Here is a 25964-nt window from a genome sequence, read left to right on the forward strand (position 1 = left end):
GATGCGAATGAACGGTAAACATGGATTTTTGCAGCGTGTAATTCAGGGACTGACGGATGCCTGTTATATATGGAGGCAGGAAATGAAACTCAACGTCAAAGACGAGGGTGTCCTCATGTTTGTGATTCTTGTGCCTTTGGCTTATCCGTTGCTTTATTCGTGGATATATAACAATGAGTTGGTTCATGAGGTTCCCGTTGCTGTTGTAGATGAATCTCACAGTGCTCTTAGCCGTGAGTTTGCACGCCAGTGTGATGCCTCACCTGATGTTTTCATAAAGGCATACGTTAATGATATGAGGGAGGCACGCCGTATGATGGAACGTCAGGAGGTAAGTGGAATATACAGGATTCCGCATGATTTCTCTACGAATGTCAACAGTATGCGTCAGGCTACTGTAGCCGTATATTGTGATATGAGCCTTATGCTTAACTATAAGGCTGTGTTCCAGACGGCACAGGCTGTAAGTACGGAGATGGGGAAAAAGATACAGATAAGCATTTCCGGTAATTATACACATCGCGAGGATGAGATTTCCACACAACCGTTGGATTTTGACGAGATACCTCTTTTCAATCCTTCCGGGGGATATGGTTCGTTTATCCTTCCTGCTGTCCTTATGCTGATAATACAACAGACACTTCTTCTTGGAATAGGACTTTCTGCCGGAACGGCTCGTGAGAACAACCGTTTTACAGATCTTATACCTGTCAGCCGTCACTATCATGGGATATTCCGTATAGTATTGGGAAAGTCAATGTGCTATCTTATGATTTATTCTGTTGTAGCTGCATATCTGTCTGTTGTGGTTCCGCGTATTTTCAACTTTCCTGCATTGGGACAAGCCGGTGATTTGTTTGCGGTTCTGTTCCCGTATGTCCTTTCATGTATATTTTTCGGTCTTACGCTTTCATGTCTTATTCGTTATCGTGAGAATGTTATGCTTCTGGTGGTGTTTACATCAGTACCGCTTATGTTTCTTTCCGGCGTTTCATGGCCACAAAGCAGTATTTCGGGCGTATGGCAGGCTATATCGTATGTTTTTCCTTCCACTAATGGAGTACGCGCTTTTGTTCGTATAAACTCAATGGGGGGTACGTTGTCTGACGTAATGCCGGAATACCGTGCTTTATGGATTCAGGCAGCAATATACTTTTTCCTTGCATGCATTGTTTTCAGATATCAGATAATGCGCTTGCGCAGCCATATCCTTCAGCGGTTAGCCTATATAAGGCGTAAGAGAAATATTCGCAGGAAGTTACGTGCCCGTGTTCGTTTATAGTCTCTTGTCATTTGCGTCATATTATATTTCCCATGTTATAAGTTTGGTTTGATATGGGTTTTTAATGTTTTTTGGTTTTTATATTATTGTTATATGCTATATTTTACTTATATTTGCAGATAATTATAATATATTATTATGGTAATAAATAACTAGACATATAGATAGTATGACAAATTTTCTTTCAGGTTTAAAGTCCGGCATGCTGGTAGTCATGCTGGCGTTGTCCGGTTGTGTTCTGGCAGGGAATGTGCCGCAATACAAGTACGAAAAAGGCACAGTGGCATATAATGCACTTATCGGGGCTACAACTGTAAGTTCAAGTTTTGAATATTCCGGAACATATATTTATGCTGACGGGGCCGAACTTGGTGCGGCTGAGCCGGGGCCGGGATTTGATATAGGATTTGATTTTATTCTCGGTGGGCAGAAGTTCAATCAGGTTGTAATCGGTAACTCCGGTGTCTTATATTTTGGATATGATATAGTGGATCCGCAGCAGGCATTCAAAGTACAGATGCTTCCTGTAATGAATGGTGTTGAGGGTGGCAATATTTCTTATAAGACCGAAGGTGATGAGGGAAACCGAATATTTACTGTGCAGTATGCCGGTATGGTGCTTATTGAAAGAGGTACTTCTGGCAAAGGAAAGTTTAACTTGCAAATACGTCTTTATGAAAGCAACGGGAAAGTAGAGTTTGCCTTTCAAGAGGTTGAGACTTGTTATGGTTCCGGTTTTGGCTTTTTTACAGGTATAAAAGGTTGGGATAATGATGATGTCATTTTACTTACCAGTGCAGGTATAGACAAAGATGTAGCAGTGTCTCCGTCACGCAAAACAGATGTCCTGAACAGAAAGTCATATATATATTGGGACAATAATGATTACGACAAGTATTATTCGGTCGTTTATTCATTATCTCCTGTCTCCGATAAGAAAGCTCCAAAAGATGCTCCTGAGAATCTTATGGTAAAGGAAGAAAAAGGAAACCTGAAAATATCATGCAGGCGTGCGGATGATGCGGCTGCCACAGTGTTGCTTTATTCTAATACTCCGTTTGAGACATCAGATCTGCCCGTTGACGGTGAGACATTTGCTGTGGGTTCAAAAATGGGTAATTCGATTGTATTGTATTACAGTGACGGTGCCAATCCTTCAGCCGTTATAGAAAACATAAAACCGGCTACAGATTATTATATATGTGCCATAAGTGCGAACGGATACCCGGCCTACGGATGTGACGACAGAGACGAGAATAATTATATAACGCTTCAGGCCCCTCCTTCTGCTTTCAATGCAGAGCCGGGAGGTACAAATTCCGTAAAGTTAGGATGGACTTCAGACTATCCGGTGATTATAGCAAAGACCACACAGCATTCCTCAAATTATGGTGAGTATTCAGGACAGTTCGGCCATCCTGCCCCAACTGTGAAAGCGGGTGATGTTATTCCCGGGGGAGGAGAAGTTGTGTTCGTCGGTGACGGTAATGAGGCCGTGGTGTCAGACATTAAAGACAATAGCCTTGTTTTCTTCAGGGCATGGACACTTAAGGACGGTAGTGTGTCTTCATCAGGTATTGATTCGTGGACCGTTACGCATGCCGTATTACCATACGCTCCCGATATTTCGTCATATCCTTTTGGTGCTGTGCCTTATGGTTGGATTGCTTCATGTTCAGGCGAGGATGTTACAATGAAATTCAGTCCTATCAGGCGTATGTATGATAATGAGCTTGCGCTTTGGGGGAAATCTTACAATGCTGTAGAGAATAGGATCACGACTCCCGAATTGCCTTTGGATGCTCCTGTGAAATTATCTTTCGAATATGCTCTTGAGACATTTGTTTTGGTAAATGACGAACCAAGAGGTAATAAGCCAGGAGTTTTCGGTGAAGGTAATGGGCTTTATGTTAAAGCCGGAGAAACGGGTACAGAATTGTCTTATTGTACAATTGACAAGTATGAAGGGACAATGACGGCTACGAGTGACGGTTACGAGACCGGTTCCAGTACTTTTGAGAAAGTGGAAGTGGATATTCCTGCTGTTGGCGAAAAAGGAAGAATAAGTATTTCTTTTGCATCAGATGATTATACGACAATGTATATACGCAATATAAGAATAGAGAAATCCGGGGATAATGGTGTTTCTGATGTTAATATGGATAATGATATAAAACTTTATGTCGATAAAGGTGTGATAACGATTATTTCACTGTCAGATACAAAAGTTCCTGTTTATTCTGTTGACGGACGTGAGGTCGTTTTACTGAATGTGCATGCTGATTTGCCTGTAAGCGCCTTATTGCAATCTGGGGTCTATATCGTTAACGGAAAGAAGATTGTGGTGAGATAAATTTTGTGTATTTGAAAGGAGATTGAAGTAATGTTGATTATATTTTAATTTAAAATGATAGAATGAAAAAAACTATTGCATTATTTGTATGGAGTTTCATTTTCATATTAGGGCTTTCCGCCCAAAGTGAATCTCCTGTATTGAAAACTCTTGAAATTCCATTCGGTACTATTTGCGGGATGTCAGACAACGGCCGTTGGGCTGTTTATGACGATGGCAATGACGGTGTTGAGCGGGGCTGTTCTGTGGATGTCTATGACTTGGCTACAGGAACCATTGTAACACTCTCTGAAGGAACGGAAGGGGATAATATTCATTTGAATGATATTTCGGATGACGGTAAGATAGTGGCAGGTTCATACAACAATGTTCCCGCTTACTTTAAGGATGGAAAGTGGACGGTACTTCCTTTACCGGCCGGCACACGTGGATATGGCGGAAGAGTTTCGAGTATGACTCCGGATGGTTCGGTAATGGTCGGAATGATTTATAATAACTCCTTTAATTTTACGTCATGCTATTGGAAAGACGGAAATCTTATCACTCTTGAAGGATTGCCTACAACCGATATATCCGGTAAGGAAAATGCAGAATTGAATATTGTTGCTGTTTCGGCTGACGGCAATATTGTTCTCGGAGGATTGTCAACCAATCATCCGGGATGGGGATGCTGTTATTTTGTATATGATGTCAGGACAAAGACTTACGAGATGCTTGGTCAGAATCTTACCTCAGAGTCATTCATTGATAATGTTGTGATGAGCAATAACGGAAGTTTTGTGGGTGGTAATGCATATATAGTGCGTGAGGTTGAAGGTTCGGAATGGCCGGAGGAGCTTATTGTTCCTTTCCTTTATGATGTGAATAAAAAAACGTTTGAAATATATGAAAGTACAGCTGATAATGACCAGTTTGTTTCAGCTGTGGCAAATGACGGTTTGATGTTCTGTGCCACTCCGTACGGTAATCCTGTGCGTACGATGAGTGTGCGTGTGGATGGAAAATATATTGATTTGGGAATGATACTCAAACAACGCTATTCGATAGATTTTACAAAGGCAATGGGTGTTGAGTATACGGGAACTGCCGTAGCGGTGAGTGACGATGGTAAGACAATAGTGGCTTTCCCTTCTCCACAAGATGATAATTATGCCTTGACTCTCCCTGTTTCATTCTCTGAGGCCGCACAAGGTGTTAATATTCTTGCGGAATATGAGCTTTCTCCTGTGTCAGGAAGCAGTATCGCAAAAATAAGGCAGGTCGCTTTATCTTTTACGCGTGAGGCCACCGTAGCTGAAGGTGCCGAGGCATATATTTATAAAGGTGAAACAAAGTTGGCAGTCACAAATTCCATAAGTGCGGCGTCTGTAAAAGATAATCGTATATTTATACTTGATTTTCCTGAGACAGCCTTTTCGGAAGATGAAGAGTATGTGCTTAAGATACCTGCAGGTATTTTCGTAAATGGAAATATGAGAAATAATGAAATCACGGCTGTATATAAAGGACGTGCAGACAGACCGGTAGCTCCAACACGCATAGCTCCGTTGGAAGGAAGCGTAATAACAGAGTTAAGCTACAACAATCCTGTCATGATTACTTTCGACACGAAGATTGCTGTGGCTCAGGCAGTCACAGGCATTCTTTTCCAGAGTGGTTCGGAACAGCCGTTGAGCAGTCTTGTACTTGTTGCCGATGGAAACAAACTATACGTATATCCTCCTACAACGCGTCGTTTGATGAAAGGTTCCGACTATGTGGTGAAGATACCTGCCGGTGCTGTTTCCGATATAGTAGGGTTCTGCCCCAGTAATGAGATTACTGTCAATTATCATGGGGCTTTTGTTGTAACACCTCCCGAGCAGGGTTCAAGCTTCCTGTTTGTTGATGACTTCAATGATCCGGGAACGTCACTGAGCAAATGGCTTATGTACGAGGGTGACCATAACACACCGACCTCAGAAATGGTAGGATGGGGATTTGATGCAGACAATACGCCATGGAATTTCTCTGTGCATGACAACGGACAGTATGATTATTGTGCCGCATCTACTTCCATGTATTCTCCGGCCGGCAAGGCAAACGACTGGATGATAACCCCACAGCTTTCTATAGGAAACGAATATTACAGACTGAATTTCCAGACGCAGTCATATAAGGCCGGTAAGACTGATAAACTGAAAGTTTATGTATGGGAGAACAATGAGCTTATAGAAGGTACTGTGCTGAAAGAGCACATTGATGCAATACGTGCAAACGGAAAGCTGGTATTTGACGGTATACTGACTCCGGGAGCAAATGAAGCTACGCTTACCGGTGAATGGGAAAGCCACAGCATTTCACTTGCAGAATATGCAGGAAAGAAAGTGTATATAGCATTCCTCAACGAAAACGAAGACCAAAGTGTAGTGTTTGTTGATAACGTAAATGTAATATACAAAGGCAACTTTGTTGCCGGAAGCATGACACAGGAGAATGTCGTCTCACAGGAAGAGGTGGAAATCAAGGGATATGTAATGGTGACCAACAACATATCATACGATGCCATTGAGGCCACATATAAGACGGTAGACGGAACCCAAATAGGAATTTATAAGGCTGAGGGTATCGGTTTGAAGGAGGGCAGTGTTTATGAATTTACGTTCCCTGAAAAACTGAAGTTGACCAAAGGGCAGGAAACGCAGTTTACTATAGTGGTGAAGATGGGTACGGAAGAACAGGAGATAAATGCTTCGGTTAAGAATCTTGCGTTCAATCCCAAGCGTCGTGTCGTACTTGAAGAAGGCACCGGCGCATGGTGTGGAAATTGTCCTGGAGGTATACTTGCTGTGGAATATATTGAAAGTCAGTTCCCCGGTCAGTTGATACCTGTATGCATACATAATGACGATGCGTATGCTTATGGTGCGTATGAGAATTTCCTTGGTTTCCGCTCGTTCCCTACAGGTCGTGTAAACCGTATTGAGAATTATCTTTCATATATGGACTCAGATGAGGAAGGCAATCCGTCTTTCTTCTCTGTTGACGGAGATGTAACGTTTGCTGACTATGTGAAGAGTGAGATAGACAAACTTACAGATGTTGAAATAGAGACAGGCGAGGCTGTCTATAATTCGTCTACGGATGAGATAACTGTGCCGGTCGATGTAAGGTTTGCCCTTGACAAGAATTCTGTAAATTATAATATTCTTACTGTTGTTGTCGAGGATAATCTATATGCTAATCAGCGTAATTATTTTGCAAGCCGTACGGATCCTATTTATGGAGACTGGGGGCTTGGCGGTAAGTATGGCCGTGGTTCCGTATGGTATGCTTATAAGGATGTCGCACGTGCAATCGTGGGTCAGTCTTATTATGGTGAGAACGGATATATTCCCACTTCTGTCAGAGGCGGTGAGACAATAACTGGTAATGTTTCTTTTGAAGTTCCCGGCAAATCGATTACTTCACTGCAGAATTGCAAGATTGTATGTATGCTGATTGATGCGGCTAACGGATACGTTCTTAATGCAGCACGGTGTGATGCAATATCTAACGCATTGGAATGGGATCTTGCGAATGGAATAGAGGATGCTGTTGTTGATACAGATACAGCAGGTGTGGAGAATTACAATCTGGCAGGCCAGAAAATGAATGCTCAGCGCAAAGGTCTTAATATCGTAAGGCTTTCCAACGGACGTACGGTGAAAGTCGTAAAGTGATTCGATAAATCTTTGTCTGTAAAATATTGAGGTTGTGTCAAAACGCTGACACAACCTCTTTTGATTTTTTATCTTCAAAACATAGCGAGGATGCACCGTAAAACTTAATTACGACACACCCTCGATCCGTTTATAGAAAACTCAGAGTTTTTTAAGGCAAAGCGTCTCTATGACATGTATATTAGAGTGTATAAATATATGCTCTTATTTAATCACACCAAGTTCCTTACCGACTTTGATGAATGCGCAGATTGCCTTGTCCAAGTGTTCTCTTTCGTGACCGGCTGACAACTGTACGCGTATACGCGCCTGTCCTTTCGGAACAACCGGATAATAGAATCCTGTAACGTAAATGCCTTCAGCCTGCATCTTTGCGGCAAAGTCTTGAGATAACTTCGCGTCATATAGCATCACTGCACAGATTGCGCTCTGAGTAGGTTTTATATCGAAACCGGCTGCCATCATCTTATCGCGGAAATAAGTTACATTTTCCATTAACTTGGTGTGCAAGTCGTTGCTTTCCTTCAACATCTTGAACATTTCTAGGCTGGCACCGACAATGGCGGGAGCCACAGAATTGGAGAACAGGTAAGGACGGGAACGTTGACGCAGAATGTCGATTATTTCTTTCTTGCCTGTGGTGAATCCACCCATGGCGCCACCGAAGGCCTTGCCCAGCGTACCGGTAAAGATATCCACACGGTCGTATATATCGAACTGTTCTGCTACACCATGGCCTGTAGGGCCTACCACACCGGCCGAGTGTGACTCATCGACCATAACCAATGCATCGTATTTCTCCGCCAACTCACAAATCTTATCCATAGGAGCAACATTTCCGTCCATGGAGAACACACCGTCAGTAGCAATGATACGGTGGCGCTGTGCCTGAGCTTCCTGCAGGCAGCGTTCCAACTCAGCCATGTCTGCATTGGCGTAGCGATAGCGTTTTGCCTTGCATAAACGTACACCATCGATGATGGACGCATGGTTCAATGCATCTGAAATGATTGCGTCTTCCTCTGTCAACAGAGGTTCGAACAAGCCACCGTTGGCATCGAAGCATGCTGCATAAAGTATAGTGTCTTCTGTCTTGAAATAATCGGAGATTGTTGCTTCCAGCTGTTTGTGCAGATCCTGAGTCCCGCAAATGAAACGAACAGAAGACATACCGTAGCCGTGAGTGTCCATGGCTGCCTTGGCTGCATCAATCAGACGTTGGTTGTTTGACAATCCCAAATAGTTGTTGGCACAGAAGTTCAACACACTTTCACCGGCATTAACCTTGATATCTGCACGCTGTGGACAGGTGATGATACGTTCGTTTTTATACAATCCGGCTGCTTTGATATCAGCCAATTCCTTTGTAAGGAACTCTTTCATTTTACCATACATAGCTTTTCTTTTTATTAAGGGTATATCTATAAGATTAAAAATCTGTTTTACTTGACAAAGTTCTTATTTTTTTTTGATATAGCATTAAAAATTTTAGAGAAAATTACTCAAATAAACGGTTTTCTGTTTACCTTTGCTTTCAAAAAGAAACTTAAAGCAAGTGACAGACGATGAAAAATGTATTGATCATCGGTTCCACAGGCCAGATTGGCTCGGAACTAACTATGAAGTTAAGAGATATTTACAATGGTAATATCGTAGCCGGATATATCCCTGGTGCAGAACCTAAAGGAGTGTTGAAAGAATCCGGACCTTCTGCTATTGTGGATATTACAAACGCACAGCAGATTGCTGAAACGGTATCTGAATACAACATCGACACCATTTACAATTTGGCTGCTCTATTGTCGGCTGTGGCCGAAGCAAAACCTCAGTTGGCTTGGAAGATTGGCATGGGGGGATTGTTCAATGTACTGGAAGTGGCGCGTGAAAAGAAATGTGCCGTGTTCACTCCGAGTTCTATCGGTGCGTTTGGTGACAAGACCCCAAAGGACAAGACTCCACAAGACACTATCCGCGACCCGAAAACAATGTATGGCGTGACAAAGGTTTCCGGTGAATTGCTGAGCGACTACTACAACATCCGCTTTGGTGTGGATACCCGTTCGGTTCGTTTTCCAGGATTGATTTCATACGTGACACCTCCTGGTGGCGGAACGACCGACTATGCTGTAGATATATACTATTCTGCTGTGAAAGGTGAAAAGTTTGAGTGTCCTATCGCTGCGAATACTTATATGGACATGATGTATATGCCTGACGCATTGCGCGCAGCTATCGAAATTATGGAGGCAAACCCCGACAAGTTGGTTCACCGCAACTCGTTCAATATCGCTTCTATGAGCTTCGACCCGGAAATTATCTGTAGCAGCATAAAGAAATATATTCCTATGTTCCAGATGGAATATAAAGTGGACCCGTTGCGCCAGGCTATCGCGGAATCATGGCCTAATTCACTGGACGACACCTGTGCCCGTGAAGAATGGGGATGGAAACCGGAATTCGACTTGGACAGCATGACCAAGGATATGATTGTCAAGCTGAGAGAACGTTTCAATAAATAGGCCGTACACTGTAGAGACATGCATTGGAGAAGTAAAACGGATTATAATCAGGATGTACCTGGTTCTATCCTATACAGTTCCATAAGATATAACAAGAAGAAAAGCCGTTGCAATAATGCTTGCAACGGCTTTTCTTCTTTTAGTAGTTTCTTGCACATAAATAGCACACATTTCGCGAAATGCTGTGCCAATCAATGGCAGGAAGTTCCTACGGATTCGCTTATTCTGCCATTTTCTGCATCCATTTCACAGACTCGTCGTTGGTTTCAGGAAATCTCCAGTGACCGCTTGTCGGGGTGATGGAAAGTGTTTTTGGGGATTTTATCTCGTTGTATGTTCCGTATGTGGATGTTGGCGAGCATGTGTCGTCGTTATATCCGAAGGAAAAGAATATAGGACATGTCAGTCGGCGTGCGAAGTTGACTACGTCATAATATTCGAGTGTATGCTCTGCCCCTTGCTTTTCATTTCCCTTTTGGAAATACTTCGGCCATCCGCCTGCACGGTTGTGCTGGAATCCGTTGAGGTCGCACAGGGCAGGGTAGAATGGTGCGCAGAAAGTAACCTTTTTGTTCAGTGCTGCTGTGATTATAGTCAATGCACCGCCCTGGCTTCCGCCTGTCACTCCAACGTTCTTTCCGTCCCATTCTGGCAGTGTGCAAAGGAAATCCACGCAGCGCGAACATCCTGCATATACGTCTTTGTAGTAGAATTGTTCTTTGTTTTCTATACCGTTACGGTTGTAGTTGTCTGCAATCTTGCGTGCAGTTTCAAACATGTCATCGCTTAGTTCCGAATTACATCCGCTGTGGATGTTTATTTTGAAGTGTATGAATCCGTTCTCGCTGTAGTATGTTGTTGGTGTGATTTTTTTTGCTCCTGCTCCGGGTGGTTCAAACAAAACCGGATGTTTCTTTCCGTCTTTTGGCTTGCTCAGATAGCCATACATGTTGCGTCCGTTCTTGCCTACTGTCAGTTTTACAAGAAATACGTCTACGTTCTTTGTCGAGTATGACGGCAACGGGGTGATTTCCGGTGTTAGGTCTATCTTCTCAACTTCTTTAATGGCTTTGTTCCAGAATTTGTCAAAGTCCTCCGGCATGGCGGTGAAAGGCTTTATCTTTTCCGGTGCGAATCCGACTTTTACCAGATCCTTGTATGTCTTGTCGTATACGGTGAATTTTAGGTCGCATGCCTTGAAGCCCGGCTCTTTTCTTGTTCCGAGGTTTATTGTGGCAACTCCATTGTTGAATACCGCGGAATCATTTTTTTCAGGAGTCATCATTTCATCGCCTGTCTTGTAGTATACCTTTACTCCATTGAGCGGAATACCCCCTTTGTATGCCTCTATCTTCAGGCTGGCATTCTCGTTCAGTTCATAATTCCTGCTTGGGTTGTTTGTGCTGACAATATATTCCACATACTGTCTTCTGGGTTTCGAGAATTGTGCCGAAGCCTGTATTGCCGTTAAGGCAATACCCAATAATAGAATGATTCTTCTCATTTTGTTTTAGTGTTTATATTTGTTTCTAATTAGTTTTTTACGGTTTCCTGATGCTGATATCTTCTTCTTCGATAAGTTGCCTGTAAGTATTGTTTATTGATTCAAGCATTACGTTCATGTTGCGGCGCGTACGGCATGCCTTTATCATTATCCTGAATATCCCGTCTGTATCATCCGGAAGTTCTTCATGTTCATTGCAGCCGTTGAGCAATACGTTTATGACATCCATTACTATGCGATAGAGCCTGGGTTGGTTTATGGATACGTTGCCTGTCGCATTCTTTTTCAGTCCGCATATATAGCTTCTTGCCGTTGCGCCTGTTACGATGTCTACAGCAAGGTCGGTGGCTATTGCAGAATCATTGCTTTCGTTATCTCTTGTATATGCGGAGATATATTCGCGTGCAGGCATGATTCTTCCTTCAAGAAGACATTGAAAGTTCATTTTGTATTCGTCAACCATTGCCTTATACAGGCTTTCTGTCTTGCATGCAATCCTCATGAGTGAACTGAAGTCATTGCCGTTGGCGCTTACTTTCTCTATTATTTCCTCATAACTGTAGTTTATGTTTGCTATTGGTATGAACATGTTTGCATGAAACTCGCCTGCTATTTCCTCATAGTGGTTTAGCATGATTTGTTTTATTCTCTGTGGCTTTGCTGTCTCCCTGTCGTCATTGCTGCTTATAATGCCTTCGGTAAATCCGAGAAAGAAGCCCCTTACAAGTGCGGCCAGCACGGTATGCCTGTCGGTCGTATGTATTGTTGTTTCTGTATTCCTATTATTCATGAATTATTGATTGCCTGGTGTGTGATGCAAAATTACGCAAAAAAAGCGACATGTAAGAGCTAAAATAAATATAATGTGTCCTGATATTTGGAAGGGCAACTGTATGGCTGTGTTATTCCTGCCTGTTTTTTACGGCAATGATATTTCTCATCAGTCCGTCATACTTTGCGCGTTTCACTGCGCTTCCCTTAAAAAGTCTGCGGTATCTGTCAACGGATAAATCGTGCCATTGTGCTTTCTTCATGTTCATCAGTTCATGTGACGGTTGGAGTCGAGGTTCTGTGCATGGTTTGGCGAATGTATTCCAAGGACATGCCGTAAGGCATCTGTCGCATCCGTATATATAGTTTCCCATACCTCTTTCTGCTTTTTCAGACAAGGCTCCGCGGTTTTCAATAGTCTGATATGACAGACAGGTCTCCGCACGGAAGATGTTTTCCGCATTGTCATTCCCTATACGTTTTTCGTCACAGTCATGCAATGCCTTTGTCGGGCAGGCATCGAGGCACGCCCGGCATGTGCCGCATCTGTTGGTGCCCGGACTGTCGTATATCATTTCAATGTCGGTTATTATCTCTCCAAGGAAAAACATGTTTCCTGCATGGGGGATGGTGAGCAGATGATTTTTTCCAATCCATCCTATTCCGGCCTTCATTGCCCAATATTTTTCCAATATAGGAGCGGTATCGCAGCATATCTTTATGTTGTCTGAAGGTATTGTCGTTGCCAGTTTTCTTAGTTTGTCCTTCATGATGTCATGGTAATCCTTTCCGTATGCGTATGCCGCCAAACGGTATTCCTTTATGTCCATCATCTCATGCGGCGTATAGTTCATAGCCACACATATTATGCTTTTTGCTTCCGGCATAAGCAGTGTCGGATTTAATCGCTTGTCTGTATGATTGGCCATGTATGCCATAGAGGCGTGTCCTTTCAACTCAATCCATTTCATGAACTTGTCGGCTGTCTGTCTGTCTACAGGTTCCGCATGGGCTATTCCGCATGCAAAAAAGCCGAGGTTTGCAGCCTCGGCTTTAATATTTGATGTGAGAGTCTCTTTGTCTGTCATAGGTTTAAAATCCACGTTCTTTCCGTCTGTAGGTGTCGGTATTTCCTTTTATTCAAAGACCTTGAACTCATATCCCTGTTCTTTCAGCCATTTTATTGCTTCCGGCAATGCGTAATGAAGCTTGTCAATGCTTTTCAGCGAATCATGAAATGTTATTATAGAGCCGTTACGTGTATATTTCTTTACGTTGTTAAGTACATCTTCTGCAGTCATCCATTTGGAATAGTCGCGTGTGACAAGATCCCACATTACTATTCTGTATTTACGTCCAAGCCATAGATATTGGTCGATGCGCATCCATCCGTGTGGAGGTCTGAACAGGTTTGTATGCAGCAGCTTGTTTGCCTTTTCCGCATTTTCGTTGTAGGTTTTCACCGTATGTCTGAAACCGCCCATGTGGTTATATGTATGGTTTCCGATCCTATGTCCGGCTTTCAGCACATTTTCATATATATCAGGATACTTTCTCACATTGTCACCCACCATGAAGAATGTTGCATGGATGTTGAACTTAGCGAGTGTTTCCAGAATAAAAGGGGTTGCCTGTGGTATGGGACCGTCATCGAAGGTAAGGTAAACAGCTTTTTCGTGTTTGTCCATTCTCCATGTGGCTCTTGGATACAGCCACCTTAGCCATATTGCCGGTTGTTCTATAATCATATAGTCTGTTGTTGAAAGAACAGTGCTATTTCATGATAGCCTAATGTTTTTAATCCGGGGACAGGCCGGGCTGTGCTTGTTGTCGCAGCCGCCCGTCTGTCCTACGGTCTGTCTATAATTATATATGTTTATTGTCCTGGGAACTGACCGCCCTTACCATGATATTGATCCATCTTGATATTAAGCTGTCCTGCGAGTTTTTCTCCCCAGTTTTTGTCGATTTGCATAGCAATCATCGACACCTGTTGCATAATATAGAAATGTCTCAGACAGTCGGATTGTGAACCGGCAAATCTGGTGCCGTCGAGGCTGAGATACCAGTCGATATACTGGTTTGACTTATTCCATAGTTTCTCCAGGATATCACGCGCCTTGTCTTTTTTATTCAGTGCAGTGTATATCCGTGCCTGATCACATGAGCCGCCTATGTAGTCTATTGGAACGTTATATTCCGGAATCTGCTTTTCCATATAGTCAAGAACCTCAAGGGCTTTTTTGTCCTGTCCCTCGTTCATAAGTTCCATCGCCAGTTGTACGAATATACGTTTGTGGGTGTAGCACATTCTCATTACGGTCTCATCGATGTATATACCTTTCGTGCTGAGTCCTCCAAACTTAAACTTGTGCATCAGATTGTCGTATGTGCGTTTTGTGTCGAAGTTCTTTGCACCGGGTGCGTTTGTCGTGAAAGGAGTGATGCGGTTTACAAGTCCTTCCTGCACAAAGTTGTCTCCCAGGTTCATATAGTTGTCCTCACCTACAGTCAGTGCGACATAAATAGGGCGTGTCCAGTTGCTCTGCGATATCATCTCAAGCATCATGAGATCTCCTTTATATAGAGCGTTCTTTCCTTTCAGTGATATTACCATGCGGTCCGGGATAGAGTCAGCTGCCATCATCATTCCGCTCTTTCTCACAGCCTCCTTGTCGATAGTCACATATACTGTATCGGTAGGTATGACATGGATATTGCCGTTTTGGCTTCCTGTGATGAGTTTCATTATTTCCCGTTGTTCCGGTGTTACTTCGTTGAGTACCCAGTATTTGATAATATTCTTCAACTCAAACGGATTGTCACCGAACATAGCCTTTGCTTCCTCAGGATAAGTCTGGTAGAGATTCTCTATTGAGTGTTTCATGGAAGGCTCTACTTCCACATACTCGTTCGTTCCGGCGCAATACTGTAGCCTGTTCCACTTTATCGGTACGGAAGGAGAGTCGTAAGCCGGACGTTTCATCTGGTCTATGTACCAGTCTGTCTGCAGGTAGCTTAGGTTGCATACACGTGCATCTGTGCGCACACCTTCCACGTCCTGATTATACCACAAGGGGAATGTGTCGTTGTCGCCGTTTGTGAATATAATCGGATTGTTCTCCTGCTGGAGAGACATCAGATAGTTTTGTCCGAAGTCGCGGCATGTGTAACGTCCGCTGCGGTCGTGGTCGTCCCATGTCTGTGATGCCATCTGTATAGGCACAAGCAGACATATTGCGCCTGTCACACCGGCAATAAGGCTCTCATGCTTCTTTACCTTGCGGTATATCTCCTCGATAATGGCTGCCACGCCAAGTCCGCACCATATTGCAAATGCATAGAAGGAACCTGCGTATGCATAGTCGCGTTCACGCGGTTGAAGCGGTGTCTGGTTGAGATATATGACGATGGCAAGTCCTGTCATGAAGAACAGGAAGAATACGACCCAGAATTGGCGTATGCCGTTTGGACCCTTGCGCAACGATTGCCAGAAGAGACCTATGAGTCCGAGCAGCAGAGGCAGACAGTAGAATACATTGTGGCCTTTGTTCTCTTTCAGATCGTCAGGAAGCTTGCTTTGGTCGCCAAGACGCCAGTTGTCAAAGAAAGGAATGCCTGTAATCCAGTTTCCGTGCTCAAGTTCTCCGTGCCCCTGGATATCGTTCTGGCGTCCTGCGAAGTTCCACATGAAGTATCTCCAGTACATGAAGTTGCATTGGTATGACAGGAAGAAGCGTAGGTTCTCAATTTGGGAAGGCACTTTCACCGATACCAACTCTCCGCATCTGTCGTATGGCACGCTGCTGCCGTCAACGCCTCCCATCCAACTCTCGTATGCCTGGGTATGTGTGGAACTGTACATACGTGGGAACAGCATATTCTGTGCATATTTGTAATCGTCCTTTGTCCGTACAACGAAGTATGAGTCTTTCTCGTTTTCCGATGCCTTTTCTTTTCTTTGATATACGGGTGCTCCTTCGCTTCTTACAGGGATGCACATGTCTCCCTTTCTTTCAAGGGCGATCTGTGATGTGTATGCCTGTCCGTAGAACAGAGGCCGGCTGCCGTATTGTTCGCGGCTTAGATATTCTCCAAGAGTGAATATGTCTTCCGGTGAGTTCTGGTCCATCGGAGGGTTGGCCGATGAGCGTATTACTGTCACTGTATAGCTTGAGTAGCCTATCATAAGCATCAGCATGCAAAGAAGCGAGGTGTTCTTCACGCGTGCGCTTACAAGCGGCTGTCCTTTCCTCTTGTATTTCAGAATCATCCACAGCAGTGCCAGTACGATTATGCCGATTACGATAGAGCTCCATCCGTGTCCGTAGAACGGAATGCCGAGCATTGCTATTGAGCATAGGAATGCGATGCTGCCGCGTTTCTCGTTGTTGTTATGGTATGTTTCATAGATAGCCCATATTATGCAGGCAATAAGCAATGCGATGTAAATAATCTCACCTGTATTGAAAGGACATCCGAGTGTGTTTACGAAGAACAGTTCAAACCATCCTCCTACGCGTACTATTCCTGGAACCACGCCATATAGCACGGCACCGAGAATGACCATTGATATTGCCAATGCCGCGAGGGAACCTTTAAGGTCTGAGGCGGGATTCTTGTGCGGGAATTTCTTGTAGTAGTATACAAGTACGATGGCCGGAACGCAAAGAAGGTTAAGCAAGTGTACACCAATGGAAAGTCCGGTCATATACATTATCAGGACAAGCCATCTGTCGCTGTGAGGTTCGTCGGCATGGTCTTCCCACTTCAGTATAAGCCAGAATACAATGGCTGTAAATGCAGAGGAATAGGCATAGACCTCACCCTCCACGGCACTGAACCAGAATGTATCGCTGAATGTATATATAAGCGCTCCCACTAAAGCCGATGCCTCGATGGCGATTGTCTTGGCCATGGTAAGCTCATTCCAGTTTCTTATCAGAAGCTTTCTTGCAAGATGGGAAATAGACCAGAACAGGAACATTATGGTCACTGCGGAGAGCAGCGCGCTCATTGTGTTTACCATCCGTGCCACATCCGAAGGATCGCTTGCAAACTGTGAGAACAGGTTTGCCGTAAGCATGAAAAGCGGTGCGCCCGGCGGATGGCCTATTTCCAACTTGTATCCTGTGGTGATAAACTCCGGACAGTCCCAAAAACTGGCTGTCGGCTCGATAGTAGAACAATACACGAAAGCTGCGATAAGGAATGTTATCCAGCCTAATGTGTTGTCCACAAGTCTAAACTGTTTCATTCTTTAGAATTATAATTAATTTATTGTTTATATTATTCCGGTAATTTGTGTAATCAGGGTACGATTATGCAGGTTTATCCTGCAAAGTTAATATAAATAGCTGTATATGTGTGCTTTTTAAAAACATTTAACCTGAAAGCATAATTGGAAAATGCTGTCAGCTATATGTTAAAACATTCCTATTATATAATCGGTACCATACATTAAAAGTAAATATCTTGTGAACTTGCCTATGGTGACGCTTGTGAATGTGATGAAAACATTGGTCCTCATAAGTCCCAATGCCACTGTCACGGCTGTGCCTATTATAGGCAGTACTGAAAGCAGGCCCATCCACGCCCCTTTGCCGGACATGAACCTTACGGCACGGTCGAGTTTCTCTTTCTTTACCTTCAGATATTTCTCTATCCATTCGAGCTTACCCATCCTGCCGATGTAATAGTTGAGCATTCCGCCGGCAACGTTTCCTATTGTGCCGTATACGATAAGCCCCCATGGCTCAAGCCCTGCCGCGCGCAGGCCAACCATCACGGCCTCGCTGCTGAATGGAAAGGCGCTTCCGGCAAGGAATGCTGCGATAAGCATTCCGCCATAGCCGTATTCGATGAGTAATTCTATGAATGTATCCATGATCAATGTTCTTTTTACCGTTATGGTGATACTGTCACGATATCCACAGATTCAAGACTGTGAGTGTAAAGGCGCATATCACGATAGCATAAAATGTGAGCCCGGTTATTCGTGTGCGTGTGAGTGAAAGGAAATGTCCTGTCAGTGGACTTGTGTTTACAATGATGATTCTTATAAGCATGTCATAATGCTGTGGTTGCAGGATAAGAAACACTGTTGCGGCGATATCGGTTGTGATAAAGCAGTTATAAAGCATTCTTGTCTTTATCTTGTCATCCATTCTTGTGCGGTTGTAGTGGATGCTTCCTGTTATCATCAGTATAATTACGAATACAGCCACAATAATCTGTCGGGTGCTTAGCATACTGTAGTCTGCAATATTTCCGAATGCTCCTAATTGCGAAAAGTGTTCTATAAAGAAATACGGCTGATTGTCATATATAAGATATGCGGACATACACCAGTACGGCAGGATTAGTCCAATGACGGAGGCGGCAATGTTTTTCCAACTTACCGAACTTAGGAAGAAAATCATTATCGTCCAGATAACCGGCACAAGGAACAGTATATGCACATAGAAAACGCTTGCTGTTCCTATGCATAAAAAAGAATAGAAGGCAAGTCCGGGCGACCGTCTGTCAAGATATGTCCGGAACAGCCAAATGTACATGGCTATGATACAAATGGTTGATATCGTCTCGTTTATGGATGTGAATCCCTGTGGATATGTACATGATAGGACAATGAATGAGCATGATATCATTCTTGAGTAAATTCTTATGAGGGAGTATCTGTTGTTCAGTTCCATCATAAGAAATGCAGACATGGCAAAACAGGCGAACTGAAACCACAGATTCTGTGAAATCAGTCCGCCTGCAAGCCACACTGCCGTGGCGAAAACAGCCACCGCCGGCAGTGTGAGCCTGCTCTCAGAAACAATGTTCTGTAAGCGTTTGATCATAACTATGTGGAACTATAGGTCTTGTCCGATGTCTCTTCTGAAGTATTTGTCGGTGAACTCAATCTTCTGAGCCTCTTCAAATGATTTCTGTAAGGCTTCTGCCTTGTCCCTGCCGTATGAGCTTACGGCTATTACCCGGCCCCCGCTTGTCACGATCTCACCGTCCTTTACGGATGTGCCGGAATGAAAAACGATGCTTCCCTCTACGTTCTCAATGCCTTTGATGGGATAGCCCTTCTTGTATTCCCGGGGATATCCTCCGCTTACCAGCATTACGCATACAGCCGCACGTTCGTCAAATTCTATTGTACGTTTGTCCAAATCACCTTTGGCCACACCCTCGAACAGGTCAACGATGTCGCTTTTCAGTCTCAGCATCACGCTTTCTGTCTCGGGGTCTCCCATGCGGCAGTTGTATTCTATTACCATAGGCTCGTCACCGACATTTATAAGGCCGAAGAAAATGAAACCTTTATATTCAATGTTTTCTTCCGCCAGTCCTTCAACCGTAGGGCGTATGATTCTGTCTTCAACTTTCCGCATCCATTCTTTTGTCGCAAACGGTACAGGGGTTACGCTTCCCATTCCACCGGTGTTCAGGCCCGTATCGTGTTCTCCGATACGCTTGTAGTCTTTTGCCTCAGGAAGAATTTTATAGTTTTTACCGTCAGTGAGAACGAACACCGAGCATTCTATGCCTGACAGGAATTCTTCGATGACAACCTGTGCCGATGCGTTGCCGAACATTCCTCCAAGCATTTCTTTAAGTTCTTTCTTTGCCTCATCAAGAGTGGGGAGTATCAGAACCCCCTTGCCTGCACACAGACCGTCTGCTTTCAGCACGTATGGCGCCTTGAGTGTTTCAAGGAAATCCAGTCCTTCCTCGAGCGTATTGCCGTCGAAAGTCTTGTATCTTGCTGTGGGGATATTGTGGCGTTGCATGAATCCTTTAGCAAAATCCTTCGAGCCTTCCAGTGTCGCGCCTGCCTTTGACGGGCCTATCACCGGTATGTCTTTTGTGCGTATATCGTTTTTGAACTCGTCATAAATGCCGTTCACCAATGGGTCTTCCGGACCTACGACAACCATGTCGATGCTGTTTTCTGTCACAAAACTTTTAAGTTTTTCGAACTCGTTTACACCTATTGGCACGTTTTCACCGCAGTTTGCCGTGCCTGCATTGCCGGGGGCAATAAAGAGTTTCTCAACCTTTTCGCTCTGTGCTATCTTCCATGCAAGGGCATGCTCGCGCCCGCCGCTGCCTAACAGTAATATCTTCATTTCTTAATTGATGTTGTTTCGTTTATGTTGTGCAAAGTTAATATTTTCCATTGCACTTATGGTTATACATACTTTGCAAAGCTTAATAATTATGGTTTTTTAATTCATTTGATAATCGCGGTGTCACCAGTCTGAGCCGGCGCCACCTCCACCGGAGTCTCCGCCTCCGAAGCTTCCTCCGCTGAATCCGCCTCCTCCGTGTCCGCGTCCTCCACTGAGTAATGAGCTTAGAAATAGGGCGTTGAGTATGTTTCCGGCGGTAGGGCCGCTATTGTCGTGAGGTCCTCCGATGTCTTTGTTCCTCACCGTTATTTTCCCACAGTTGTCGCAAATGAGGATTTCTTTCTGTATGCGGTGCCCTCTCCTGTCTGTGTAATAATCACGCGACATTGTCCTTAGGCTGCTTTTTCCACAATGGCGGCACGTATGGCTGCGGCGGTAGTGGTATTTGAAAAGTACAATCGAAAGTAAGATTATAGATGCGAGAATTATGAAGCTGATTATAGGGCTGATGCCTGTCTCGCTTTTTTGGTCGGGATTCATTGAATCTTCCAAAACCCGGTATATTGCAGCGGTTCCTCTCATGATTCCCGCATCGGTGTCACCTTGTCTGAATGCGGGAATCATGTATCTTGTCTGTATGCGTTTGCATATTGCATCTGTAAGAACGCCCTCCAATCCGTATCCAGTTATGAATCTTATCTTATGGATGTCTGCCACATATATGACCAGCAGTCCGTTGTCCTTTCCCTTTTTTCCTATTCCCCAATACCGGAAGAGGGAATGGCCGAATTCAAACACGTCACTGTCACCTATGGAAGGAAGCATGACCACGGCTGTTTCTATGCCCGTGGCCTTTTCGAGCTTTGCGAATATTGTGTTTATCGAGTCTTTTGTCTGTGAAGTCAGAAGGTTTGCAGGGTCTGACACGTAGTGCCGGCTGTTCATAATGTGTACATTCGGTACCGTTTTCACACTATATGCCGCACTGTTGCCGTCCGTATGTGTTGCCTTTTCACCTCCGAGGCACACATACGGCGACATCAGCACTGCCGTCAGCATTATCCAAACCTTTAATACTCTTGTCATTTGCTGTTAGAATTTTACTTCAGGAGCTTTTTCCGTACCGTTTTCCGCTTCAAAATATGCTTTTTTCTCAAATCCGAACAATCCTGCAAGTATGTTTTTGGGAAATCTGCGTATTGCCACGTTATAAGCCTTGGCTGCATCGTTGAAGTCTTTGCGGGCCACGGTTATCCTGTTTTCCGTTCCTTCGAGCTGCGACTGAAGTTCAAGGAAGTTTTCATTAGCTTTCAGTTGAGGATAGTTTTCCGCCACCATCAGCAGTCTTCCGAGTGCTGCCGAAACAGACCCTTGTGCTTTCTGATACTTTGCCATCTGTTCGGGGGTGATGTTTGTCGGATCAATTTTCACGCTTGTTGCTTCGCTGCGTGCCTTGACTACGTTTTCGAGGGTGCTTTGTTCATGTTTCGCATAGCCTTTCACTGTGTTGACAAGGTTCGGTATCAGATCGGCCCTGCGCTGATATTGTGTCTCTACGTTTGCCCACTTGCCTTGAACGCCCTCGTCCATTGACACCATGCCATTGTAACCGGTGATACCCCAAAGCAGAAGAACGACAATAATGCCGCCTGCTATAATCCATCCCAAATGTTTCTTGATATCCATAAATGATGTTTTTATTGTAAATACTAATATATTATAATGTGAATTTTCTGTAAGCAAACGCTCCGTAGAGGATGTTGCAGGACGAAATGCCGAGGTTTCGTCTGTCTTATGCAAATACAGTGCAAACCGAATGCAATGAAACTTGTTTCAAATTGCTGAGGTGCCGCCTGTTTTATGCAAAGATACTGTAAAAGCGTTTGTATGCCATGAAGTTTTTAACTTTTTTGTTTTTTTTCAGAGAATGTCAGGCATGTATAAGGCATGGAGATTGTCTGTGAAACACAGTGTCTCAAAACAATGTTCATGAATATAGCACAAGGTTCGGTCTTCTTTGGGTTAAACAGCACACTATTGGTTATACGTGTTTTTATGCTTGACGGTGTGGAATATATAATGCAAAAGTACTTCCTTTGATGCTTGTCACTGCCTTTGGAATACTAAGGGTAGTCCGTTTTCTACAACCGGATAAAGCCGAATCTCCAATGTATGTAATAGTTTATGTTACACTTCGGTGAATACGAGTTCTTCAATGGAAAAATATGCATATAATCAGGGGACTTGATATGCTTCGGTTTATAACTATGTCGGTGTCTGTTCTCAAACCGCAATCAGGCTGTTCTCAAATCATAATCGGCATATCCTTTTACTTTCCGACTTAAGTCGGAAAGGTGGACGACTTAAGTCGGAAAACCGTCTGACTTAAGTCGGAAGGTCGTCCGACTGTAGTCGGATGGTTTGATAACGGCCGTTTTTCGGTTAGGGAACGGCTTTTTCCTGGTTGGTCGCCGGGCTTTTCCTTGTATTTCTTATTCAATTGCTCTCGTGTGTTTCTGCTTGGATTCGTATATGGAAGTCTTATATCCAAAACACTGTTATTCTGACTTCCGGCAAGGTTTTTTGGCCAAGTCATGGCTGTTTTGTGTATTTTATGGCCCCAAAGTGTGTCTTCTTCTTTTGTTTGAAGTTTTTTTGTGATTGTCTCTTTTTCATGTTAATCCAATAAGGAATTAATATTTCAGAATTATTCTCTTCATCTTCATGTAATGAAAGTAGAAACACATTGTGGATGAGCGTTTTCGTCAGTATACATGCCTGATGCTTCCACATGCTCTTCCTTTCTCTCCCCTTTGGGGAGCCGGAGTGGCTCCTTCCACGAGTATGGACATCGCTTTGCGATGTGTCAGACGAGTTTAATGAATAGGGATATGGAGGCGTTCAAGCCTGACACATGCCAAAGGCATGTCCCTACTATAACCTGCCCCCCATTGAGGCAAGTAGATAACCGTTAAAGCGGAATAAATCTGGATTATAGTCAGTTAAGAAAAGCAAAGACAACATACCTAAAAATTGCTGTAAATAGAAAACCATTTTGTTTCTGTTGCCACATAAAGAAACTTTTCGTATCTTTGTATCCTGAACGTAGGATAATAACATACGGAGGTTATTTTGAGGCATTCATTGAGACGCTTTCGGAAAAGTCAAACTTATATTGTATCAAATCCTTTCTACCGGCACTGCCTTGACGAGCCCATTCTTATATTTCCGCATTAAGGAAGGGTTTATGCCAATGCTTTTAGCGAACTCGGAAGCATTGATGAATGGAAATGCAAGGAAGAAAATCGGGCATGTCATAACGGTATTCTGTCTCGAAACATCTGTTATACCACCATCAGCATAGATGCCGTATTCTCCGTCGGCTACTTTTTCGATAATCGCTACAATCTTTTTCATTGCTTTCGGCGGCTTTCAATAATCTTTGTATGGTTTTTAGTAGATGAAATTAGTATAAAAACAGCGGGATGAGACAGAAAACGCCTCATCCCGCTGTTTTTTTTATAATGCTTCTTTACCGTTGTTTGTCGTATGCATGGTGTGGATAGTCTATCGTGAAGTGAAGTCCGCGGCACTCTTTTCGTTCTATGGCCCATCGGGTGATGAGGTAGCCGACGTTAATCATGTTGCGCAGCTCACAAATGTCGCGGCTGGCCTTTACTCTTTTGAACAGGTTCTCTGTCTCCTCATACAGCATGTCGAGGCGGTCCCATGCGCGTTTGAGGCGCATGTCGCTGCGCACTATTCCGACATAGTTGCTCATTATCTCTCCGACTTCCTTCACGCTTTGCGTTATCAGTACTTTCTCTTCGTTGGTGAGTGTGCCCTCGTCGTTCCATTCCGGCACCTTGTCGTTGAAATCATATTCGTCGATGTGTGCCAGTGAATGTCTTGCGGCGGCATCGGCGTATACCACTGCCTCTATCAGGGAATTGCTTGCAAGCCTGTTGCCTCCGTGCAGTCCTGTGCATGCGCACTCACCCAGGGCGTAAAGCCTTTCGATGCTCGATTGGCCGTTGATATCAACCTTTATGCCTCCGCACATATAGTGGGCGGCCGGGCGTACCGGTATATAGTCCGTGGTGATGTCTATGCCGATGGATTTGCATTTCATGTAAATGTTTGGGAAGTGCCTTTTGGTTTCTTCCGGGTTCTTGTGTGTCACATCAAGGCATACATGGCTCAGGCCGTGTGTCTTCATTTCCTTGTCTATGGCACGTGCCACGATGTCACGCGGGGCGAGTGAAAGCCTCTCGTCGTATTTCTCCATGAAAGTCTCTCCGTTTGGCAGTTTCAATATGCCGCCATATCCACGCATGGCTTCGGTGATAAGGAATGCCGGATGTGTCTCTCCCGGATGGTACAGTGCGGTGGGGTGGAACTGTACAAACTCCATGTCGGCCACTGTCCCTTTTGCACGGTATACCATTGCCTCACCGTCTCCCGTGGCTATTACCGGATTTGTCGTGGTCTGATAGACGGCCCCGCAGCCTCCTGTACACATTATCGTTACCTTACTGAGGTATGTATCCACCTTCTGCGTATCAGGATTCAGGACGTATGCCCCGTAGCAGTGGATATATGGTGTGCGTCTTGTCACCCTTGCTCCGAGATGATGTTGTGTTATTATTTCCACGGCAAAGTGGTTTTCCTTTATCGTGATATCAGGGTTTGAGCGTATCGCACTCATCAGTCCGCGTTGTATTTCCGCACCGGTGTCGTCGGCGTGATGTAGAATACGGAATTCTGAGTGTCCTCCCTCACGGTGCAGATCGAATTCTCCGCGGTCATTACGGTCGAAGCTCACTCCCCATTTTACCAGTTCGTCAATCTGTTCCGGGGCGTTTCTTACAACCTGTTCGACAGCACGGCGGTCGTTTATGTAGTCGCCGGCAATCATAGTGTCCTCTATATGTTTGTCAAAGTTGTCTGTTTTCAGGTTTGTGACAGATGCAACACCTCCTTGTGCAAATGATGTGTTGGCCTCGTCAAGCGAAGTCTTGCATATTATGCACACTTTTCCTTTGTGCGCTCTTGCTGTTTTAAGGGCGTAACTCATACCGGCAACACCTGCGCCGATAATCAAAAAGTCATATTTAAAAACCATAATGTATTTTTGAATTACGTCTGCAAAGATACAGCAAATGGCAGATAAATCAAAACGAATCCATTCTTTTTTACACCATGTGCGTTAACAGTCAGTCTGAAATGGAGGTTATTATTTTGTATTTAAATTGATTTTGAGTAATTTTGTAAGCAAAACAAATTATATGGACAGAACTTTTCACCATCGTCTGACGGTTTCATCGGTATTGCTTGCAGTGATGCTTTCCTTTCTGGCTTTGTCTTTCTTTTGGCATCCGTCGGGCAATAATGCCTTGGTGGGGGTTATGATAGTCATACTCGTCATTGTTGTGGTAGAGCGTGAGATACATACAAAGTATGTTCTTACGGCCGGTTGCCTGCGTATAATCCGCGGACGTTTCTCACCAACGGTTGAAGTGCCGTTGGGCGATATTGTTAAGGTAGAAAGGGTAAATGGCCGGCTACTTCTTGTCACGTATGTGCTGATTGTATGCGGTGACGGCCGTCGTGTGAGTGTCAAGCCATATAATCCGTGTGATTTTGTCAATGTTTTGACTGAAAAGATAAATAAAGTAAGACTGCAATGAAGTTTAGTGTTG

General features: G+C 44.1%; 18 protein-coding genes. 5 read left to right on the forward strand and 13 right to left on the reverse strand.

Going from position 1 to position 25964, the window contains the following annotated elements; translation table 11 throughout:
- Positions 1–7: 7 nt before the first annotated feature.
- The 3 genes from HPS56_RS07145 (at position 8) to HPS56_RS07155 (ending at position 7336) form a co-directional block, all read left to right on the forward strand.
- Positions 8–1282 carry an ABC transporter permease gene (locus HPS56_RS07145; RefSeq protein WP_172275474.1) on the forward strand — a complete coding sequence of 425 codons (1275 nt, stop codon included), beginning with the start codon at positions 8–10 and terminating at the stop codon, positions 1280–1282.
- Between the two features lie 202 nt (positions 1283–1484).
- Positions 1485–3635 (forward strand): NIDO-like domain-containing protein, encoded by a 2151-nt coding sequence (locus HPS56_RS07150; RefSeq protein WP_172275475.1) that lies wholly within the window; start codon positions 1485–1487, stop codon positions 3633–3635.
- Between the two features lie 62 nt (positions 3636–3697).
- Entirely contained in the window at positions 3698–7336 is a 3639-nt protein-coding gene (locus HPS56_RS07155; protein ID WP_172275476.1) for a choice-of-anchor J domain-containing protein, read from the forward strand.
- 204 nt (positions 7337–7540) lie between these two features.
- On the opposite strand, the gene kbl is transcribed toward HPS56_RS07155, so the two are convergent.
- Entirely contained in the window at positions 7541–8731 is a 1191-nt protein-coding gene (gene kbl, locus HPS56_RS07160) for a glycine C-acetyltransferase (protein ID WP_172275477.1), read from the reverse strand.
- A 170-nt stretch (positions 8732–8901) separates the two neighbouring features.
- Between kbl and HPS56_RS07165 the strand changes: the two genes are divergently transcribed.
- Complete coding sequence (locus tag HPS56_RS07165; RefSeq protein WP_172275478.1) at positions 8902–9855, forward strand: NAD-dependent epimerase/dehydratase family protein; 954 nt, start codon at positions 8902–8904, stop codon at positions 9853–9855.
- A 220-nt stretch (positions 9856–10075) separates the two neighbouring features.
- Here the strand turns inward: HPS56_RS07165 and HPS56_RS07170 are convergent, their stop codons facing one another.
- The 12 genes from HPS56_RS07170 to nadB form a co-directional block, all read right to left on the reverse strand.
- Positions 10076–11359, reverse strand: a complete 1284-nt coding sequence (locus HPS56_RS07170) for an acetylxylan esterase (RefSeq protein WP_172275479.1) — start codon at positions 11357–11359, stop codon at positions 10076–10078.
- A 37-nt stretch (positions 11360–11396) separates the two neighbouring features.
- Positions 11397–12149, reverse strand: a complete 753-nt coding sequence (locus HPS56_RS07175) for a hypothetical protein (RefSeq protein ID WP_172275480.1) — start codon at positions 12147–12149, stop codon at positions 11397–11399.
- 112 nt (positions 12150–12261) lie between these two features.
- Complete coding sequence (gene queG / locus HPS56_RS07180) at positions 12262–13218, reverse strand: tRNA epoxyqueuosine(34) reductase QueG (RefSeq protein ID WP_172275481.1); 957 nt, start codon at positions 13216–13218, stop codon at positions 12262–12264.
- A 48-nt stretch (positions 13219–13266) separates the two neighbouring features.
- Positions 13267–13878: a polysaccharide deacetylase family protein gene (locus tag HPS56_RS07185; RefSeq protein ID WP_172275482.1), complete on the reverse strand. Its 612-nt coding sequence runs from the start codon at positions 13876–13878 to the stop codon at positions 13267–13269.
- Between the two features lie 128 nt (positions 13879–14006).
- The gene (locus HPS56_RS07190) at positions 14007–17387 is read right to left on the reverse strand and encodes a glycosyltransferase family 117 protein (protein ID WP_172275483.1); all 3381 of its coding nucleotides are present in this window, start codon (positions 17385–17387) and stop codon (positions 14007–14009) included.
- Positions 17388–17555: 168 nt separating this feature from the next.
- Positions 17556–18017 carry a YqaA family protein gene (locus HPS56_RS07195; protein WP_172275484.1) on the reverse strand — a complete coding sequence of 154 codons (462 nt, stop codon included), beginning with the start codon at positions 18015–18017 and terminating at the stop codon, positions 17556–17558.
- Positions 18018–18051: 34 nt separating this feature from the next.
- The gene (locus tag HPS56_RS07200) at positions 18052–18978 is read right to left on the reverse strand and encodes a hypothetical protein (RefSeq protein ID WP_172275485.1); all 927 of its coding nucleotides are present in this window, start codon (positions 18976–18978) and stop codon (positions 18052–18054) included.
- A gap of 12 nt (positions 18979–18990) precedes the next feature.
- The gene (purD, locus tag HPS56_RS07205) at positions 18991–20259 is read right to left on the reverse strand and encodes a phosphoribosylamine--glycine ligase (RefSeq protein ID WP_172275486.1); all 1269 of its coding nucleotides are present in this window, start codon (positions 20257–20259) and stop codon (positions 18991–18993) included.
- Between the two features lie 123 nt (positions 20260–20382).
- A complete protein-coding gene (locus tag HPS56_RS07210) occupies positions 20383–21348 on the reverse strand; it encodes a TPM domain-containing protein (protein WP_172275487.1) in 966 nt (321 codons plus the stop codon).
- A 6-nt stretch (positions 21349–21354) separates the two neighbouring features.
- Positions 21355–21942 (reverse strand): LemA family protein, encoded by a 588-nt coding sequence (locus tag HPS56_RS07215; RefSeq protein ID WP_172275540.1) that lies wholly within the window; start codon positions 21940–21942, stop codon positions 21355–21357.
- A 1500-nt stretch (positions 21943–23442) separates the two neighbouring features.
- Positions 23443–23679 carry a hypothetical protein gene (locus HPS56_RS13185; RefSeq protein ID WP_216655771.1) on the reverse strand — a complete coding sequence of 79 codons (237 nt, stop codon included), beginning with the start codon at positions 23677–23679 and terminating at the stop codon, positions 23443–23445.
- A gap of 115 nt (positions 23680–23794) precedes the next feature.
- Positions 23795–25387, reverse strand: coding sequence for an L-aspartate oxidase (gene nadB, locus HPS56_RS07225; RefSeq protein WP_172275488.1), 1593 nt, complete (start codon positions 25385–25387; stop codon positions 23795–23797).
- Positions 25388–25550: 163 nt separating this feature from the next.
- Here nadB and HPS56_RS07230 point away from each other — a divergent pair, with 163 nt between their 5' ends.
- The gene (locus HPS56_RS07230; protein WP_172275489.1) at positions 25551–25952 is read left to right on the forward strand and encodes a hypothetical protein; all 402 of its coding nucleotides are present in this window, start codon (positions 25551–25553) and stop codon (positions 25950–25952) included.
- Positions 25953–25964 lie beyond the last annotated feature (12 nt).

Source organism: Xylanibacter muris, from assembly GCF_013166605.1.
Classification (GTDB): domain Bacteria; phylum Bacteroidota; class Bacteroidia; order Bacteroidales; family Bacteroidaceae; genus Prevotella; species Prevotella muris.